Below are 15,927 nucleotides of genomic sequence, written 5' to 3'. Positions count from 1 at the left end.
GCCCATCTCGACGAAGGGTTCGTCCATCACGACGTAATCGCCGATCCTGACCACGTCATGGGCCGCCGCACCCATCCCGAGATCGACGAAAAATTCCGACACCTCAGGCACCTTCTTGCGGTCCTCGGGTGACGAGATATGGATCGGCTTGCCGCCGGGGTTCATCACGCCCTTGAAGTCGCCCTGATCGGTGCAGACCAGCACGCGGCGCGAAAACAGGTTGCGCGGATCGAAGCCGCCCACCGGTTGCAGGTAAAAAAAGCCGCTCTTGTCGATATGGCTGACCAGAAAGCCGATCTCGTCCATATGGCACAGCAACATGACGCGCGGCGCGCCCTTGCCCTTGGCATCCCGCCGACACAGCAGCGAGCCCATGGCATCGGTCTCGACCGCATCGAAAAGGCCCGCGATCTCACCCTCGATCAGCGCGCGGACGCGGTCTTCATGGCCCGGCACGCCGGGGGTTTCGCAAAGGCGCTTCAGCAGGTCGGTATTCATCGGGGACTCCTTCTTTGCCGACAGATTGGGGCAGGCCTGGGGGCTTGGCAATTCTTATCCCCAACATATCGGACACGATCTGCGGTTATCCCCAAGAAATCGCTTTACAGGTGCAACCGAACCAGTCCACGATATTTGGTATGGGGACGACGTGATCAACACCGCCCCTAGAGCAGGCATCTAAAGCTTGGGCTCTGCCAAGCCCGGGCGTCAACGAGAGTGAGGCTGGGCATATGGCATTATCCGAACATTATCTCGAAGCCGACGATCTGCATCCCATCGATCTGGTGGAACACATCGCCGAACACCATGCGTGGGAATTCGACCGCATCCACGACGACCAGATCGCCATGGCGGTCGAGGGCCAGTGGCGCACCTATTCCATCACCCTCGCCTGGTCCGCCTATGACGAGACATTGCGGCTGATCTGCACCTACGACATGGAGCCCCCCGAGGACCGGAAGCCTGCGCTCTACGAGGCGCTCAATACCATCAACGACCGCTGCTGGGCGGGTGCTTTCACCTGGTGGGACGAACAAAAGCTGATGGTTTATCGCTATGGGTTGATGCTGGCGGGCGATCAGGTGGCCGGGCCGGATCAGATCGACACGATGATCGGCGCGGCCGTTGCGGCCTGCGAACAGTATTATCCCGCGATCCAACTGGTCACTTGGGCCGACAAGACGCCGCAAGAGGCGGTCCAATGCGCCATCGGCGGGGCCTACGGGCGCGCCTGATACTTTTGTCTGTCGGGTGGCTTTTCAGCCGCCTGACGTTGGATTAACCTCGCCCGCAAGGGTAAGAGGTTTCTTCATGGATATGAATGACGTAGCAGTCCGCGGGCTGGTGATGCTCGGCTGTGGCAAGATGGGATCGGCGATGTTGCGCGGCTGGCTGCGCACGGGGCTGCCGCCGCAATCGGTCTATGTGATCGACCCGCATCCGTCCGATTGGGTCAAGACGCAGGGTGTCCGCATCAACGCCGACCTGCCTGCGCATCCGGCGATTGCGGTCATTGCCGTCAAACCCCAGATGATGGCCGAGGCGCTGCCCGATGTCGGCGCGCTGGGCGATGGGCAGACGCTGGTGATCTCGGTCGCGGCGGGCACGCCGATTGCGACCTTCGAAAAGGTTCTGGGCGACAAGACCCCGATCGTCCGCGCCATGCCGAACACGCCTGCCGCCATCGGCCACGGGATCACCGCGCTGATCGGCAATGCCAATGTGGACGAAGACGGAATGCTCATGGCCGAGGCGCTGCTCTTGTCCGTCGGTGAATGTGTGCGGCTGGACAACGAAGACCAGATGGATGCGGTGACGGCTGTGTCGGGGTCGGGTCCGGCCTATGTCTTTCATCTGATCGAGACGCTGGCAGCAGCGGGTGTCGCCGAAGGATTGCCGCCTGCGCTGGCGATGGAACTGGCCAAGGCGACGGTCGGGGGGGCGGGCGAGCTGGCCGAGACCTCGGACGAGGACCCCGCCCAACTGCGGATCAACGTGACCTCGCCCAACGGGACGACACAGGCCGCACTCGAGGTGCTGATGGACGCCGAGACCGGCTTTCCCGCCCTGCTGCGCCGTGCGGTGGCGGCGGCGGCTAGGCGGTCGCAGGAACTGGCAAATGGCTGACATCACCTTCGACGATTTTCTGGCGGTGGATATCCGCGTCGGAACCGTGCTGCGGGCCGAACCCTTCCCCGAAGCGCGCAAACCTGCGATCAAGCTCTGGATCGACTTCGGGGCCGAGATCGGGGAAAAGAAGACATCGGCCCAGATCACCGTGCACTATGCCCCCGAAACGCTGGTCGGGCGGCAGGTCATGGCCGTGGTGAACTTTCCGCCGCGCCAGATCGGCAAGTTCATGTCCGAGGTGCTGGTCCTCGGGTTTTCGGATCAGCACGGGGCGATCGTGCTGGCGACACCTGACAAAACGGTCCCGAACGGAGGGCGGATGCATTGAAGAAACTTCTGATCACGCGGGTTCTGCCCGAGGCGAACCTTGCCGCCGCGCGCGCAAGATTTGACGTCACGGTCCGCGATACCGCCGTCGGTCTGACCATGGTCGAGGCGGCAGAGGCGCTGCAGACCTATGACGCGATCCTGCCGACATTGGGCGATCAGTTCACCGCCGAGGCCTTTGTGGGCGACTTGCGCTGCGGGGTGCTTGCGAATTTCGGGGTGGGGTATAATCACATCGACGTCGCCGCCGCCGCGCGGGCGGGGGTGCAGGTGTCCAACACCCCCGATGTCGTCACCGATGCGACCGCCGACATCGGCATGACCCTGATCCTCTCCACCTGCCGTCGCGCGGGCGAGGGCGAACGTCTGGTCCGCGCCGATCAATGGACCGGCTGGGGGCCGACCCATATGCTGGGCACCCATGTCACCGGCAAGACCGTCGGGATCGTCGGTATGGGCCGGATCGGACAGGCCGTTGCACGCCGCTGTCACTACGGCTTCGAGATGCCGGTGCTTTATCACAACCGCTCGCAAAAGGCCGTGGACCTGCCGGCCCGTCAGGTCGAGAGTTTGCATGACCTGATGGGTGCGGCGGATATCGTCGTCGTGACCTTGCCCGGCGGCGGGGCCAATACCCATCTGATCGATGCGGCGGCCCTGGCTGCCATGAAACCGACCGGCATTTTCATCAATATCGCCCGTGGCGATGTGGTCGATGAACCGGCGCTGATCACTGCCCTGCAAGAGGGTGTGATCGCGGGGGCCGGTCTGGACGTCTTCGAACACGAACCGCACGTCCCCGACGCGTTCCGCGAGATGGAAAACGTCGTCCTGTTGCCGCACCTCGGCACCGCCGCGCTGGAGGTGCGCGAGGCGATGGGGCAGATGGCGCTGGACAATATCATCGCCTGGGACGAAGGCCGCCCGCTGCCGCAGGCCGTCTGACATCGTGCCGCAGATCGGGGGCTGGAAGCGGGGCCCTCGGGGGCGTATACCGGTCGCATGAAACGGTGGTTCCGCATCCCTCTGGCCCGGCTGTCGCTTGTCTTGGCGCTGGTCATCGCATTGGTCGCCAGTGCATGGGCGCATCGCGGTCCTGCCGCTGGCTTGTCCGGCGACGTGCTTGCCTATGTCGCGGCGGGCGGCTCGCTTTATGATCTGTGCACCGATGGCAATGGCGAGGTCGCGCATGACACCTGCGATGCCTGCCGTCTTGTCGATACGGTCTCACTGGCGGGGGTGGGCGATTGCATATCACCGCTGGCCACCGTCGCCGCAACCGGCGTTGATCTGCCTGCGGTCACGCCTGTCTCTTTACCGGTCCTCGACCCTGCGCGCCTGTCCCGCGCACCCCCGCGCCTGATCTGAAACCGAACCCATCAGATCAACACGACCGCGCCGCTGATGCCGGCGCTTTAAAGGACAATGACATGACTCGCTTTTCCCTGACCGCTGCGGCGGCGCTCTTTCTGACTGCGACCTCCGCGCTGGCCCATGGCTATGCCGCCGGAGACCTTGAAATCGACCATCCTTTCGCGTTCGAGACCGCACAAACTGCCCAGACTGCTGGCGGTTTCATGACCATCACGAACACCGGCGAGACGGCGGATCGCCTGCTGGCCGTCGAGGCGGATTTCCCCCGTGTCGAGCTTCACACCACCCAGATGGACGGTGACATCGCGCGGATGATCCATCTGGAAGACGGCCTCGAAATTCCCGCAGGTGCGACGGTCACGCTGCAACCCGGCAGCTTTCATGTGATGTTCATGGGGCTGGGCGGCGATCCCTTCGAGGTCGGCGAAGAGGTGCCCGCGACGCTGGTCTTTCAGAACGCCGGACGTCTGGATGTCGTCTTCAACGTCGAAGCCCGCGCGGGCGATATGCACGGCGGCCACGATCATAGCGATCACGGCGATCATGGTGACCACGGCGACCACGGTTCTGACTGACCGGCGCTGCCGAAGGCGGGGGCCTTAGGTCAGGCCCTCGCAGAAGGTGATGATTCGCTGGCAGGCCTCTTTCAGGGCCACGTCCGAGGTCGCATAGCTGACGCGGAAATTCGGGCTCAGGCCGAAGGCCGCGCCGAAAACGACCGCGACGCCGGTTTCTTCCAGCAATGCCGTGGCGAAGGTCTCGTCAGTGTCGATCAATCTGCCCGCCGCCGAGGTCTTGCCGATGCAGCCCGCAATCGACGGATAGACGTAGAAGGCGCCTTCGGGTTCGGGGCAGACGACACCGGGGGCCGCGTTCAGCATCGCCACCACCAGATCGCGGCGGCGCACGAAGGCCGCATTGTTGGGCGCAAGGTAGTCTTGGGTGCCGTTCAGCGCCTCGACCGCCGCCCATTGGCTGACGGAACAGGGGTTCGAGGTGGACTGCGACTGCACCTTGCGGATCGCCTTGATCAGCACCTCTGGCCCTGCGGCATAGCCGATGCGCCAGCCGGTCATCGCATAGGCCTTGGACACACCATTGACGGTCAGCGTGCGGTCATGAAGCTTCGGTTCGACCTGTGCGGGCGTGCAGAACCTGAAATCCCCATAGGCGAGATGTTCATACATGTCGTCGGTCATCACCCAGACATGGGGGTGACGCAGCAACACATCCGTCAGCGCCTTCAACTCATCCCATGAATAGCCCGCCCCTGTGGGGTTCGAGGGCGAGTTGAACAGGAACCATTTCGTCTTGGGCGTGATCGCTGCCTCAAGCTGGGCGGCGGTGATCTTGAATTTCGTCTCAAGCGAGGCCTCGACCGTCACCGGCGTCCCGCCTGCCAGCAGGACCATATCGGGGTAGCTGACCCAGTAAGGGGCGGGGATGATCACCTCGTCCCCGGGGTTCAGCGTGGCCATGAAGGCGTTATACAGCACCTGCTTGCCGCCGGTGCCGACCGTGACCTGCGCGGGCGTATAGGCCAGATCGTTGTCGCGGGCGAATTTGGCGCAGATCGCCTGTTTCAACTCGGGGATGCCATCGACCGGCGTATACTTGGTCTTGCCTGCATTGATCGCCGCGATGGCGGCATCCTTGATGTTCTGGGGCGTGTCGAAATCCGGCTCGCCCGCGCCGAGGGCGATGATATCGCGGCCCGCGGCCTTCAGCTCGGCGGCCTTGGTGGTCACGGCGATGGTGGGGGACGGTTTGACGCGGTCGAGTGTCGCAGAGAGAAAGGTCATCAGGTCATCCGGTGGTATCTAGGGCCTGATCGTGACATAGAGTGCCCGACCATCCGATAGCAAGCCGCAAGGAGGCCAAGATGACCGAAGACCTGACATGGTACAGTGACGAGATCGCCACATTCGGAGACAGGCTGGCTGGCGCGCGCGAGGCTGCCGGTCTTGACCAGACCGCCCTTGCGACAAAGCTGGGCGTCAAGAAGCAGACCATGGAAAGCTGGGAGAACGATCTCAAGGAACCGCGCGCGAACCGCCTGCAGATGCTGGCGGGCATCCTTGGCGTCTCGATCACATGGCTGCTGACCGGCGAGGGCGAGGGGCCGACCGCACCCGAGGACGAGGGCCATCTGGCCACCGATGTCACCGATCTTCTGGCCGAGATGCGTGGCTTGCAGCGCGAGATCAAGCAATCGGGTGAAAAGCTGGCACGGCTTGAAAAGCGCCTGCGGAAGGTGTTGAAAGACGCTGCATGACGGAAACGCGGGACACGAAAATAAAGCGGCTGCGGATGCGGTCGATGCGGCGCGGGATCAAGGAAATGGACCTGATCCTTTCGGCCTATGCCGACGCGCATCTGGCGGGATTTTCCGATGACGCGCTGGTCCTTTATGACCGGCTTTTGTCCGAGAACGATCACGACCTTTACGCTTGGGTCGGCGGGCAATGCGCGGTGCCCGGGGATTATCTCGATCTGGTGACCCATATCGCCTCGACCGCAGAAGGCGTGGTCAAACCCTAGGCCGCTTAACGCAATGTTCGGGTTTTGAGTCTAATTCTGCCGAAACAGCGGAAAACGGACCAAGCCCATGACAGCCCACCCCAGCCTGCGATCACCGCAATCTGATGCGCTTGACGATGCCCAGACCAGCGCCTTCATGGACAGCTATCTGGATGCGCTGAACCTTGTCGAACGCCTGCACCGGTTGCTGCTGGACGTGATCAAGGACGAATTCGAACGACTGGGGATACTGGAACTCAATCCGGTGCAGGCCCTGCTGCTGTTCAACGTCGGCGACAACGAGGTGACGGCGGGCGAATTGAAATCGCGCGGCTATTATCAGGGCTCGAATGTGTCCTACAACCTCAAGAAGCTGGTCGATACCGGCTATATGCATCACGAACGCAGTCAGGTGGACCGCCGGTCGGTGCGGGTCAGACTGACCGATAAGGGCCGTGGCGTGCATGTGGTGGTGTCAAAGCTGTTCCGCCAACACGCTATCGGCCTGATCGAAAAAGATATTCTTGATCACGAAGGGGTAGACGGGATAACAGCGTCACTGCGTCGTGTTGAACGCTATTGGGCCGACCAGATACGATATATTTACTAAGAATGGTCGCGTTCTGGCCTTTGTTTCGTCGATATATTGTGGTCTCTGGGATCAGAGACACACCAGGGTTTGTAACGAGGGAAGTGGTTTCTGGCGGGTTGGCATGCTGGAATGCCGACCCGTCTTTTGTTTTCGGGGCATCGTGCCCCCGCGCCGATCAGGCCCCCCCCTTGCCGGTGTCATCCTGTTTCGTGACCTCTGCCCGCGCCCTGTGGTCGATCGCTAGTCCAGCGCCCCCACGGCCATGCTGGCCAGTTCCCGCGTCAACTTGCGTTCCATCGCGGCTGCAAAGGCCTCATACCCCAGCGCCGTTTCGACGAAGGCACCGGGCCCGCGGATCACGCGGGTGCGATAATAGGACGACAGTTCCTTGATATCGGCAAAGCGGGCGTCGCCGATCCTGAGGTCGCCTGCGCCGATGACAAGGCCGTTGACCGTCACCCCCGGCGGGCGCTGCGCCTCGGTGATGGTTTCGGGCGGCGGCCCGGTGTTCGAGGCACCGTCCCCCGACAGATCAAGCGTGCGCTGCCAGCAATCCGCGTGGGGGGCCAGATAGGCATAGCCTTGCAGGATGGCCGCGCCGATGGCGGTGGTCGGTGCGGCGTCCCTGCGCTCGGTCTCCAGCAGGATGCGCGTGACGTGCGCAAGGTCCGCGGGCGTCGTGATGTCCGTCCAGGGGACGATCTCGCGGTGGTTTTCCGGCCCGCTCCATTCGAAGACATGCAGACGGACCGGCGCGTCGGGGCCAAGCAACAGGATCTCGCGCACCGGTTCCGCGTTCAGCGCGGCGGCGATCCCGTCAAGCTGCAACCGGTATTCGCCATCATCGACCGAGCTGGACACATCCAGCCCCAGCGACAGCGCCTGCCGGCACCCGGCCTGCGCCATGCCGGACAGGAACAGCAGTACAAGCGCCAGGCGGATCACCCGCGCCGACCCCATGGCCCGCGCCGCTACCAATGCCCGGTGTTCTCCATGCTGGCCCATGGGTCCTGCGGCGGCAGGCTTTCGCCCGCCTGCAGCAGTTCGATCGAGATATTGTCGGGCGAGCGCACAAAGGCCATCCGCCCGTCGCGCGGCGGCCGGTTGATCGTCACGCCGTTGTCCATCAGATGCTGGCAGGTTGCGTAGATATCATCGACCGCATAGGCCAGATGCCCGAAATGGCGGCTGTCCGACGGCAGCCCGTCATCACCGTCCCAGTTGTAGGTCAGCTCGACAGGGCAGTCTTCCTGTCCCGGGGGCGCCATGAAGATCAGGGTGAAGCGCCCGCCCTCGTTCTCGTAGCGGCGCGTCTCTTTCAGGCCGAGCAGTTCAAAGAAGGCGATGGATTTTTCCAGATCCTTTACCCGGACCATCGTGTGAAGGTATTTGATCGACATGGTCTTTCCTTATCCGTTTCTTTGCGAAAGCCTAGCCCAATCTGGCGCGCAGTAAAGCGGGCGACGGCAAAGCCGCACGCCTTGCGCGCGCGGGGGCTGCTACTGCCGGACCCGTTCCATATCCGGATCGAAAAGCGGGCGCAGCGATGCCGTCGCATCGTAAAGCTGCCCCGCGACGGCAAGCTGCCAATGCCCCGTATTGACGACCTCGGCGGTCAGCGGCACCGCCGCTGCGGCAAAGCCGATGCCCGTCGCGCCGCCAAGGCTGTGGCCATAGCCGCCGACCTGAAGATAGCCGACCTCGTCGCCATTCAGATAGATCAGCTCGTTGCCGTAAAGCAGCGGTTCGGGGTCCTTCAGCAGGAACTGAAGCATCCGTGTCTTGGGCACGCCGCGGCCCTTGATCTCGGCCAATGCGTCACGCCCGATAAAGCCGCCCGGCTTGTCCAGCTTGACCGCAAAGCCCAGTCCGGCCTCGATCGGGTTGTCGGTATTGTCCACGTCGATCCCGAAATCGCGGTAGGCCTTTTCCAGCCGCAGCGAATTCAGCGTCTGCATCCCTGCGTTCCGGACGCCCAGATCGGCACCGGCCTGCATGATCAGATCATAGACCTGCACGGCTTGCGTCGCGGGCACATGCAGTTCCCAACCCAGCTCGCCGATGAAGGTGACGCGGTAAGCCAGCACCACCGCATAGCCCAGGTCGATCTCGCGCGCGGACATGAAGGGGAAGCCTGCGTTGCTCAGGTCCGCGCCGCTGATCCGCGACAGCAGGTCGCGCGACTTGGGCCCGTGCACGTTGATCTGGCAGCGTCCGGCGGTCACATCGGTGATGATCGCGACCTCGTCCGGGCCGAGCTGCCGGCGCATCCGCATTTCGGTATGTCCGGCGGAATTTTCGCCGACGATGACCATGAACCGCTGTGGCCCCAGCCGCGTGACGGTCAGGTCCGCCTCGAACCCGCCGCGTTCGTTCACCCAGGCGGTATAGACGACGCGGCCGATCTCGACGTCCACCTCGTTGCAGGACAGCCGCGACAGCAGCGCCAGCGCATCCGGCCCTTCGACGTTGAAACAGGCCATCGAGGTCATGTCCATCACGATCACGGCCTCGCGGGCGGCGCGATGTTCGGCGGCGTGCCAGTCGAACCAGTTCTGGCGGTGCCAGCTATAGCGCTCGATCCTGGCCTGTTGCGGTGTCGGGGCGAACCAGTCGGGCTGTTCCCAGCCGCTGCCTTCCCCGAAATAGGCCCCCGCCGCCTTCAGCCTGTCATAAAGGACCGAGCGTTTGACATGCCGCGCGGTCTTGGGGCTTTCGTTGTGGTAATGCTGCCCGAAAAGCTTGCCCAACTGTTCCGGCGTCCGGTCGCGGCGGAAGGCCGGGGTGGAAAACTCTTTCGAGAAACGGTTGACGTTGATGCCTGTGACGTCGATCGGCGGCAGACCATCGACGATCCAATGCGCCAGTGTCATGCCGATGCCGGCCCCGTTCAGGATACCCAGCGAATTCATCCCGCAAGCGACCCAGAGATTGCGCAGCTCCGGCGTCGGCCCGACAAGCGGGGCAAGGTCGGGGGTAAAGCTTTCGGGACCGCAGAACAGTTTCTTGACCCCGTAATTCATCGCCGAAGGCACCCGCGAATAGGCCTTTTCAAGGTCCGGCCCGACGCGGTCCCAATCGGGTTCGATCTCGCCGAACTGGAAATCGTCGGGGATGCCGTCCAGCTTCCATGCCGCGGCCCCCGGCTCGAAGAGACCCAGCATCATCCCGCCCACCTCTTCGCGGTAGTAGGTATAGGTCGAAGGGTCCTCGACCACGGGCAGATCGCGCGGCAGGTCGGGGATTTTCTCGGTGATCAGATAGTAGTGCTCGGCGGCCTGAAGCGGCAGGTTGACCCCGTGCCGCGCGCCCAGTTGCCGCGACCACATCCCGCCGCAGATGACCACGTTCTCGGCGCTGATCGTCTGCCCGTCGGCGGTCCTGACGCCGGTGGCGGTGCCGTTCGTGGCCATGATTTCGGTCACCCTGACGCCTTCGTGGATCTTGGCGCCGCCCATGCGCGCGCCCTTGGCCAGCGACATCGTGACATCCACCGGGTTCGCGCGCCCGTCCTCGGGGATGTAGAACGCGCCCTTGAGGTCCGAGAAGTCACCGATGGGGAACATCTCTTGCGCCTCGGCGACCGAGATTTCGTGGCAGTTGATCCCGAAGCGGCGCATGAAAGGGGCGAGGCGGCGCATCTCGTGCATCCGCTCGTCGTTGTTGGCGATTTGCAGGTAACCCACCTGCCGAAAGCCGGTCGGCAGGCCGGTTTCCTGTTCAAGCCGCGCGTAAAGATCGCGCCCATGCGTGTAGATTTCACATTCCGCTTCGGATTTCAGCAACCCCGCCACGATCAGCCCCGCCGCATGCCATGTGGTCCCCGAGGTCAGTTGCCCCTGTTCCAGCACGACGACATCCCGATGGCCCAGTTGGGTCAGGTGATAGGCGGTGTTCATGCCAAGCGAACCACCGCCGATGATCACGGTCCGGGCATGGCGGGGCAGGGTCATATCGGGCATATTCACCTCGGTCTCTGGGGTTTGGACCAGAGGTAGCGGGACAGGCCGCAAAGATCAATTGATTGAACGGTTATTCAGTGAAAGACTGGTCGCGGAATCGCGACTTTGGCGATTTTCTTGGCATCGACAAGAGGCAGGACATGACCGAAGGCATCCATGCACCGGGCGAGGATCTTTATCATCAGGCGTTGATCGCCTTCCTCGAGGATCTTTGGGGCGATGGCTTTCTGTCGCCGGGGGGCGCGGCCGAGGTCGCGCTTGTGCTGGACGGGGTGGATCTGGCGGGCAAGCGCGTGCTGGATATCGGCTGCGGCTCGGGGGCGATTGCGACCTTGCTGGTCAAGGATCACGGGGCCGCGCATGTCACCGGCATCGATGTCGAGGAACCGGTCTGTCAGGCCGCCCGCAAACGTGTCGCCGATGGCGGCCTTTCGGGCAGGGTGGACATCGTCAAGGTGCACCCCGGGCCGATGCCCTTTGCGCCCGAAAGCTTTGACGTGGTGTTTTCCAAGGATTCCATCCTGCATATCCCCGACAAGGTCGCGCTGGCCGCCGAGGTCTTTCGCGTCCTCAAACCCGGCGGGCGGTTCGCGGCCTCGGACTGGCTGATTTCCCATGACGGCACGCCGTCGCCCGAGATGACCCACTATCTGCGGATGGAGGATCTGGAATTCGCCATGGCCTCGCCCGGGCGCTATCGCGCGGCGATGGAGGCGGCGGGGTTCGCCGATGTGGAACTGGTCAACCGCAATCCGTGGTATGCCGAAGTCGCCAGGACCGAGCTTGCGGAGCTGACAGGGCCGAACGCGGCGGCCTGGAAAGCGCGCCATGCGCCCGACTTCATCGACCATCAGATCGCGCTCTGGACCGCGATGGTGCCGGTGCTGGCCACGGGCGAACATTGCCCGCACCACATCAAGGGCCGCAAGCCGGGGTGACCTGCGCCCCAGTCAGGCGTGCGCGTTGCGGTCCGTCTCAGGCGCCCCAGAAATGCCCGTCGGGATCGCCCGGATAGACGCCAAGGTAAGGGCCATGGCTTTGGTAGCCGATCAACCGGCTGACGTGTTCGGGATAGCCTTCCGCCACCGCGCGCGGCATGGTCAGATACATGTTCTCTTCCTGCCGCAACCAGCCCAGCGAATAGGTGGTGATCAAGCCGATGCGCGTCTTGTCGGTGTTGTTGGTGCCGCCCGCATGGACCGCACTGCCCAGATAGAAGAGAACCGAACCCGCAGGCATCGCGGCCTGCACCACATCGCTGTCGGGAATGCCCGCGATATCCCGCAGGTCCTGTGATCCGGGCACGACACGGGTCGCGCCGTTTTCCACCGTGAAATCGGTCAGCGCGACCATGGCGGAAATCTGGAATTCGACCCCGGGGATGCGGATCGGGTAGAAATCGTCATCGCGGTGCAGCACCTGATTGCCTTCGCCGGGCATGATCTCGATCGCGGTGGATGACCCGAGCCGGTAGGTCGTGCAATGCCGCTTCAGAACAGCATCCGCCACGGACATCACCAGCGGATGCGCGATGATCTCGGCCGAGGCGCGCGACAGCGCAAGGATCCCGCTCAGCCGCCTTGTCTTGAAGCCGTTGAATTCATTGGTGAATTTCAGACCCTGTTCATCGAAAGGCCCGCGCAGGTCGGCAAGGGTTTGCGCCACGACCTCAGGTGGGATCACGCTTTCCACGATCACGCCGCCGTCCCGCAGCAAGGTCTCGGCGACCGGACCTGTCTCTTTCACACGCAGCAATTCAGCCATTGTACTCCTCCGATAATTGGGTCAGCCCCGCTTCCATGATGTCGAACATCTCGTTGATCTCGGCCTCGGACATGATCAGCGGCGGCGAGAAGACGGCCATGTTGCCGAAAGGCCGCAGCAGCAGCCCGCGCGCTTCACAGGCGGCGTCAAGGCGCTGGCCGAACTGAAGATGTGCCGCGTAGGTGTCGTTGCTCAGGTCCGGTCGGCATTCGATACAGCCCAAAAGCCCCATGCCGCGCACGTCGCCGACGATGTCGTAGGTCTCGCCGATCGTCCGCATGCGCTGCTGGAACAGCGGCGCCACCCGTCTGACATGCCCGTTGATATCCTCGCGCTCCATGATCTCGATGTTCTTGAGTGCGGCGACGCAGGCCACCGGATGCCCCGAATAGGTATAGCCGTTGTAGAACACCTCGTCCTTTTCGTTGTCCTTCAGGTCCTGCATGATCCGGTCCGAGATGATGCAGGCCCCCAGCGGAAGATAGCCCGAGGTCAGACCCTTCGCGCAGGTGATCATGTCGGGGACGATGCCGAAGACATCCTCGGAGGCGAACCAATGCCCCAGACGGCCAAAGCCGGTCACGACCTCGTCCGAGATATAAAGGATATCGTTTTCCGCACAGATCGCGCGGGTGCGCTGGTGATAGCCTTCGGGCGGCACGATCACGCCACCCGAACAGAGGATCGGTTCGGCGATGAAGGCACCCACGCGGTCCGCGCCAAGGTCGCGGATCGCGTTTTCCAGATCGGCCACCTTGGCATCGCACCAGTCCGCGACGCTCATGCCGGCGGGGCGGTGATAGGGGTTCACGTCGGGCAGGAAATGGACCTCTTCATGCTTGTCGAACCGTGTCTTGAAGCGTTCCTTGCCGGTGACCGAGGCAGCAAGGAAGGTCGATCCGTGATAGCCCTTTTCGCGCGAGATGATCACCTTCTTGTCGGGCTTGCCCTTGACGTTCCAGTAGAACTGCATCGTGCGCAGCGCGGTATCGACCGCCGTCGATCCACCGGTGGTGAAATGCACCGTATTCAGATCACCGGGGGTGCGGGCCGCGATTTCGCGCGCCAGTTCCGCCGCCGGTCCCGTGGTGAAGGCCCAAGGAGAGGCATAGGGCATCTGCATCGCCTGATCGGCGATGGCCTGTGCCATTTCGGCCCTGCCATAGCCGATCTGGACGCACCACATGCCGCCCGGCCCGTCGATGAACCGCCTGCCGCTTTCATCCCAGACATAGACCCCTTCCGCGCCGCGCACCCGCATGTAGTCATCCTCGCCGAAGCTGTCGGTGCTGGCCCAGGGGTGCAGGTTGTGCGCGCGGTCCCATGCGGTCAGGTCTTCAGGTGTCGGCCTGTTGGTCATCTGGTCCATGGGGTCAGCTCCTTGTCATGTTTGGGCAGGCGGTGTCGCGCGGGCGCGGGCCGGTGCGAAGAACGGCCCCTTTTGCGGGGTCAGCCGCGCCCAGCGTGTGTCCCACCTGCCTTCTTCATGGGTGTAGATTTCGGTCCAGAGTTGCCCGCCGCGGGGTGGGCAATAGCGGGTCTCGACCCGCGCCAGTGCGACGTTCCGCTTGGCGGTGGGGGACCAGATGCCGGATGTCACATGCCCGACCTCACGCCGCTTGCGATGATAGATCAGCGCACCATTGGCGGGTTTGAAGCCTTCGACATCGACGCGCAACAGGGTGAAACGCGGGGCCTTTCTGGCGGCGTAAAGGGCGCGGCGGCCGTTGAAATGGCCTTTGTCGAAATCGACCAGCCGGCCCAGCCCCACTTCGAAGGGGGTCGCCCCGCGATGCAGTCTCTCGCTTGTGTGGGCGGGCTGGAAATCGACGCCTGCGGTCAGAAAGCCCGCCTCGATCCGCGCGATATTGACCGCCTCGTAGCCGATCGCCCGCATCCCCCAAAGCGCGCCCGCCTGCCACAGCCGGTCCCAAAGGCCGAGCGCGTAATCCCATGGGCACCAAAGCTCGTATCCCAGATCGCCGGTGAACCCGGTGCGCGAAATCGTCACCTCGCCGAACTGCGCAATATCGAAGGGGCGCATCCTTGCGGCCTCGAAGCCCGCGCTTTCCAGCACCGCAAAGGCGCTTGGCCCCTGTAGGGCAAGACCCGCGACGCTATGGCTTTCGTCGGTGATCGTGACGTCATAACCCCATGCCGCCTCTGTCAGCCAGCCGAGGCTTGGCTCCTGACAACACAGCCGCCAATCCTGCGCGCCAAGGTGAAACAGCGTGCCGTCGTCGATCAGCATCCCTTCGGTGTCGCACCAGAGCGTATATCCGACACGGGCCTGCGCGATCCTGGTCACATCGCGGGTCATCATGCGGTTCAGCATATGGTCCGCGTCGGGGCCGGTGATGCGGTATTTGTGCATGGGCGAGACGTCGAAGAGGGACACCTGATTGCGCAGGGCGAAGTATTCAAACTCCACCGCGTCAAGCGCGCCGGGGGCCAGATAGCCCGCCCAGTCGTACCAGTTCTGCGCGCGGCTGAGCGCGTTCAACCGGTCAAAGACCGGTGTCCGGCCAAGGTAGAGTGCGGGATCGGTGACAACGCTCATCCCATGTCCTCCAACACTTGTCGTGCCGCGTTGCGCCCCGCCAGCCCCATGATATCGCCGCCGGGATGGGCGGAGGCCCCGCAAAGATAAAGGCCCCTCGGCCCGAGGGCATATTGCGCGATCCCGTTGCCGGGGCGCAGGGTCAAAAGCTGGTCCAGCGCCATTTCCGCATGGTGCCAATGACCGCCCGGCGCGGCGGTTTCGGCTGCGATCTGGTCGGGCGTGGTCACTTGCACCTCGGCGATCTGTTCGGGCAGACGCGGTGCGACCTTGGACAGCGTGTCGATTGTCCGCTGCGCCAATGTCGCGCGGGCCGCGTCCGTCCAGCCGCCCGCAAGATCGGACGGGGCGAACTGCACGATGCATGACAGCCAGTCACCGGCAGCGACGGCCTCGATCACGGGTGTTGCGGTCATCTCGCGATATTTCACCGGATTTGCCGCCGCGTCCACATCGGCGACGGAGGGGGCATGGATCAGCCGCGCATCGGTCTGCGCAGGCGTCAGGCCCGCGATCTCCAACGGGTCTTTCAGGCGCAGGTTGACCTTGGCGCAGGTGCCGCGCGCCCGCGTGGTGCGGATGCGGCTGGTGGTTTCGATGTCGAAGGGGGCAGGGCCGGTCAGCGGCAAAAGCGCGGGCAGGGCGATGCTGCTGAGGATGCGGCGCGTCTGCCATCTTGCGCCATCGGCGGTGACCAC

At 63.6% G+C, this 15,927-nt stretch carries 18 protein-coding genes and 1 pseudogene; 10 read left to right on the top strand and 9 right to left on the bottom strand.

Features of this window, described 5'->3' with window-relative positions; genetic code table 11:
• Positions 1-498: pseudogene (locus tag V7N12_RS10705) on the bottom strand (M42 family peptidase); the annotation flags it as partial.
• A gap of 233 nt (positions 499-731) precedes the next feature.
• On the opposite strand from V7N12_RS10705, the gene V7N12_RS10700 reads away from it, so the two are divergent.
• From V7N12_RS10700 to V7N12_RS10675, 6 genes are all read left to right on the top strand, one after another.
• Positions 732-1,235 (top strand): YbjN domain-containing protein, encoded by a 504-nt coding sequence (locus V7N12_RS10700; RefSeq protein WP_333714531.1) that lies wholly within the window; start codon positions 732-734, stop codon positions 1,233-1,235.
• A gap of 76 nt (positions 1,236-1,311) precedes the next feature.
• Positions 1,312-2,127, top strand: coding sequence for a pyrroline-5-carboxylate reductase (gene proC, locus V7N12_RS10695; RefSeq protein WP_333714530.1), 816 nt, complete (start codon positions 1,312-1,314; stop codon positions 2,125-2,127).
• Entirely contained in the window at positions 2,120-2,458 is a 339-nt protein-coding gene (locus V7N12_RS10690; protein WP_333714529.1) for a tRNA-binding protein, read from the top strand. Before proC ends, V7N12_RS10690 begins: the two co-directional genes overlap by 8 nt.
• Positions 2,455-3,402, top strand: coding sequence for a 2-hydroxyacid dehydrogenase (locus V7N12_RS10685; protein ID WP_333714528.1), 948 nt, complete (start codon positions 2,455-2,457; stop codon positions 3,400-3,402). Before V7N12_RS10690 ends, V7N12_RS10685 begins: the two co-directional genes overlap by 4 nt.
• 57 nt (positions 3,403-3,459) lie before the next feature.
• Positions 3,460-3,825, top strand: a complete 366-nt coding sequence (locus V7N12_RS10680; protein ID WP_333714527.1) for a hypothetical protein — start codon at positions 3,460-3,462, stop codon at positions 3,823-3,825.
• Positions 3,826-3,887: 62 nt separating this feature from the next.
• Positions 3,888-4,406, top strand: coding sequence for a copper chaperone PCu(A)C (locus V7N12_RS10675; RefSeq protein WP_333714526.1), 519 nt, complete (start codon positions 3,888-3,890; stop codon positions 4,404-4,406).
• A 24-nt stretch (positions 4,407-4,430) separates the two neighbouring features.
• On the opposite strand, the gene V7N12_RS10670 is transcribed toward V7N12_RS10675, so the two are convergent.
• Complete coding sequence (locus tag V7N12_RS10670; RefSeq protein WP_333714525.1) at positions 4,431-5,633, bottom strand: pyridoxal phosphate-dependent aminotransferase; 1,203 nt, start codon at positions 5,631-5,633, stop codon at positions 4,431-4,433.
• Between the two features lie 80 nt (positions 5,634-5,713).
• On the opposite strand from V7N12_RS10670, the gene V7N12_RS10665 reads away from it, so the two are divergent.
• The 3 genes from V7N12_RS10665 (at position 5,714) to V7N12_RS10655 (ending at position 6,961) form a co-directional block, all read left to right on the top strand.
• Positions 5,714-6,106: a helix-turn-helix domain-containing protein gene (locus tag V7N12_RS10665; RefSeq protein WP_333714524.1), complete on the top strand. Its 393-nt coding sequence runs from the start codon at positions 5,714-5,716 to the stop codon at positions 6,104-6,106.
• Positions 6,103-6,372 (top strand): succinate dehydrogenase assembly factor 2, encoded by a 270-nt coding sequence (locus V7N12_RS10660; RefSeq protein ID WP_333714523.1) that lies wholly within the window; start codon positions 6,103-6,105, stop codon positions 6,370-6,372. The genes V7N12_RS10665 and V7N12_RS10660 overlap by 4 nt, the downstream gene beginning before the upstream one ends.
• Before the next feature lie 67 nt (positions 6,373-6,439).
• Positions 6,440-6,961, top strand: a complete 522-nt coding sequence (locus V7N12_RS10655; RefSeq protein ID WP_333714522.1) for a MarR family winged helix-turn-helix transcriptional regulator — start codon at positions 6,440-6,442, stop codon at positions 6,959-6,961.
• Positions 6,962-7,183: 222 nt separating this feature from the next.
• Here the strand turns inward: V7N12_RS10655 and V7N12_RS10650 are convergent, their stop codons facing one another.
• The 3 genes from V7N12_RS10650 to V7N12_RS10640 form a co-directional block, all read right to left on the bottom strand.
• Positions 7,184-7,948 carry a DUF1194 domain-containing protein gene (locus tag V7N12_RS10650; RefSeq protein ID WP_333714521.1) on the bottom strand — a complete coding sequence of 255 codons (765 nt, stop codon included), beginning with the start codon at positions 7,946-7,948 and terminating at the stop codon, positions 7,184-7,186.
• Complete coding sequence (locus V7N12_RS10645) at positions 7,915-8,343, bottom strand: VOC family protein (protein ID WP_333714519.1); 429 nt, start codon at positions 8,341-8,343, stop codon at positions 7,915-7,917. Before V7N12_RS10645 ends, V7N12_RS10650 begins: the two co-directional genes overlap by 34 nt.
• A gap of 99 nt (positions 8,344-8,442) precedes the next feature.
• Positions 8,443-10,905: a GcvT family protein gene (locus V7N12_RS10640; protein WP_333714517.1), complete on the bottom strand. Its 2,463-nt coding sequence runs from the start codon at positions 10,903-10,905 to the stop codon at positions 8,443-8,445.
• Positions 10,906-10,982: 77 nt separating this feature from the next.
• On the opposite strand from V7N12_RS10640, the gene V7N12_RS10635 reads away from it, so the two are divergent.
• Entirely contained in the window at positions 10,983-11,843 is an 861-nt protein-coding gene (locus V7N12_RS10635; protein ID WP_333714516.1) for a class I SAM-dependent methyltransferase, read from the top strand.
• Positions 11,844-11,880: 37 nt separating this feature from the next.
• Here the strand turns inward: V7N12_RS10635 and V7N12_RS10630 are convergent, their stop codons facing one another.
• The 4 genes from V7N12_RS10630 to V7N12_RS10615 all read right to left on the bottom strand — a co-directional run.
• Complete coding sequence (locus tag V7N12_RS10630) at positions 11,881-12,669, bottom strand: phytanoyl-CoA dioxygenase family protein (RefSeq protein WP_333714515.1); 789 nt, start codon at positions 12,667-12,669, stop codon at positions 11,881-11,883.
• Positions 12,662-14,038, bottom strand: a complete 1,377-nt coding sequence (locus tag V7N12_RS10625; protein WP_333714513.1) for an aminotransferase — start codon at positions 14,036-14,038, stop codon at positions 12,662-12,664. The genes V7N12_RS10630 and V7N12_RS10625 overlap by 8 nt, the downstream gene beginning before the upstream one ends.
• Before the next feature lie 15 nt (positions 14,039-14,053).
• Positions 14,054-15,229, bottom strand: a complete 1,176-nt coding sequence (locus V7N12_RS10620; protein WP_333714512.1) for an aminomethyltransferase family protein — start codon at positions 15,227-15,229, stop codon at positions 14,054-14,056.
• Positions 15,226-15,927 (bottom strand): phytoene desaturase family protein (locus V7N12_RS10615; RefSeq protein WP_443089958.1); only part of this gene is annotated, 702 nt, incomplete at its 5' end. The genes V7N12_RS10620 and V7N12_RS10615, both read right to left, overlap by 4 nt.

The sequence above is a fragment of the Yoonia sp. genome, from assembly GCF_036770585.1.
Taxonomy (GTDB): domain Bacteria; phylum Pseudomonadota; class Alphaproteobacteria; order Rhodobacterales; family Rhodobacteraceae; genus Yoonia.
The sequence above is the reverse complement of the archived record's forward strand: the minus strand, read 5'-3'. Positions and strand labels throughout refer to the sequence as shown.

What these genes read in the sequence shown, in the direction of transcription:
- V7N12_RS10620 (WP_333714512.1), bottom strand. Translation starts at nt 15,229, where the DNA reads ATGAGCGTTGTCACCGATCCCGCACTCTACCTTGGCCGGACACCGGTC.
- V7N12_RS10655 (WP_333714522.1), top strand. Translation starts at nt 6,440, where the DNA reads ATGACAGCCCACCCCAGCCTGCGATCACCGCAATCTGATGCGCTTGAC.
- proC (WP_333714530.1), top strand. Translation starts at nt 1,312, where the DNA reads ATGGATATGAATGACGTAGCAGTCCGCGGGCTGGTGATGCTCGGCTGT.
- V7N12_RS10650 (WP_333714521.1), bottom strand. Translation starts at nt 7,948, where the DNA reads ATGGGCCAGCATGGAGAACACCGGGCATTGGTAGCGGCGCGGGCCATG.
- V7N12_RS10675 (WP_333714526.1), top strand. Translation starts at nt 3,888, where the DNA reads ATGACTCGCTTTTCCCTGACCGCTGCGGCGGCGCTCTTTCTGACTGCG.
- V7N12_RS10690 (WP_333714529.1), top strand. Translation starts at nt 2,120, where the DNA reads ATGGCTGACATCACCTTCGACGATTTTCTGGCGGTGGATATCCGCGTC.
- V7N12_RS10665 (WP_333714524.1), top strand. Translation starts at nt 5,714, where the DNA reads ATGACCGAAGACCTGACATGGTACAGTGACGAGATCGCCACATTCGGA.
- V7N12_RS10630 (WP_333714515.1), bottom strand. Translation starts at nt 12,669, where the DNA reads ATGGCTGAATTGCTGCGTGTGAAAGAGACAGGTCCGGTCGCCGAGACC.
- V7N12_RS10645 (WP_333714519.1), bottom strand. Translation starts at nt 8,343, where the DNA reads ATGTCGATCAAATACCTTCACACGATGGTCCGGGTAAAGGATCTGGAA.
- V7N12_RS10660 (WP_333714523.1), top strand. Translation starts at nt 6,103, where the DNA reads ATGACGGAAACGCGGGACACGAAAATAAAGCGGCTGCGGATGCGGTCG.
- V7N12_RS10680 (WP_333714527.1), top strand. Translation starts at nt 3,460, where the DNA reads ATGAAACGGTGGTTCCGCATCCCTCTGGCCCGGCTGTCGCTTGTCTTG.
- V7N12_RS10625 (WP_333714513.1), bottom strand. Translation starts at nt 14,038, where the DNA reads ATGGACCAGATGACCAACAGGCCGACACCTGAAGACCTGACCGCATGG.
- V7N12_RS10670 (WP_333714525.1), bottom strand. Translation starts at nt 5,633, where the DNA reads ATGACCTTTCTCTCTGCGACACTCGACCGCGTCAAACCGTCCCCCACC.
- V7N12_RS10700 (WP_333714531.1), top strand. Translation starts at nt 732, where the DNA reads ATGGCATTATCCGAACATTATCTCGAAGCCGACGATCTGCATCCCATC.
- V7N12_RS10640 (WP_333714517.1), bottom strand. Translation starts at nt 10,905, where the DNA reads ATGCCCGATATGACCCTGCCCCGCCATGCCCGGACCGTGATCATCGGC.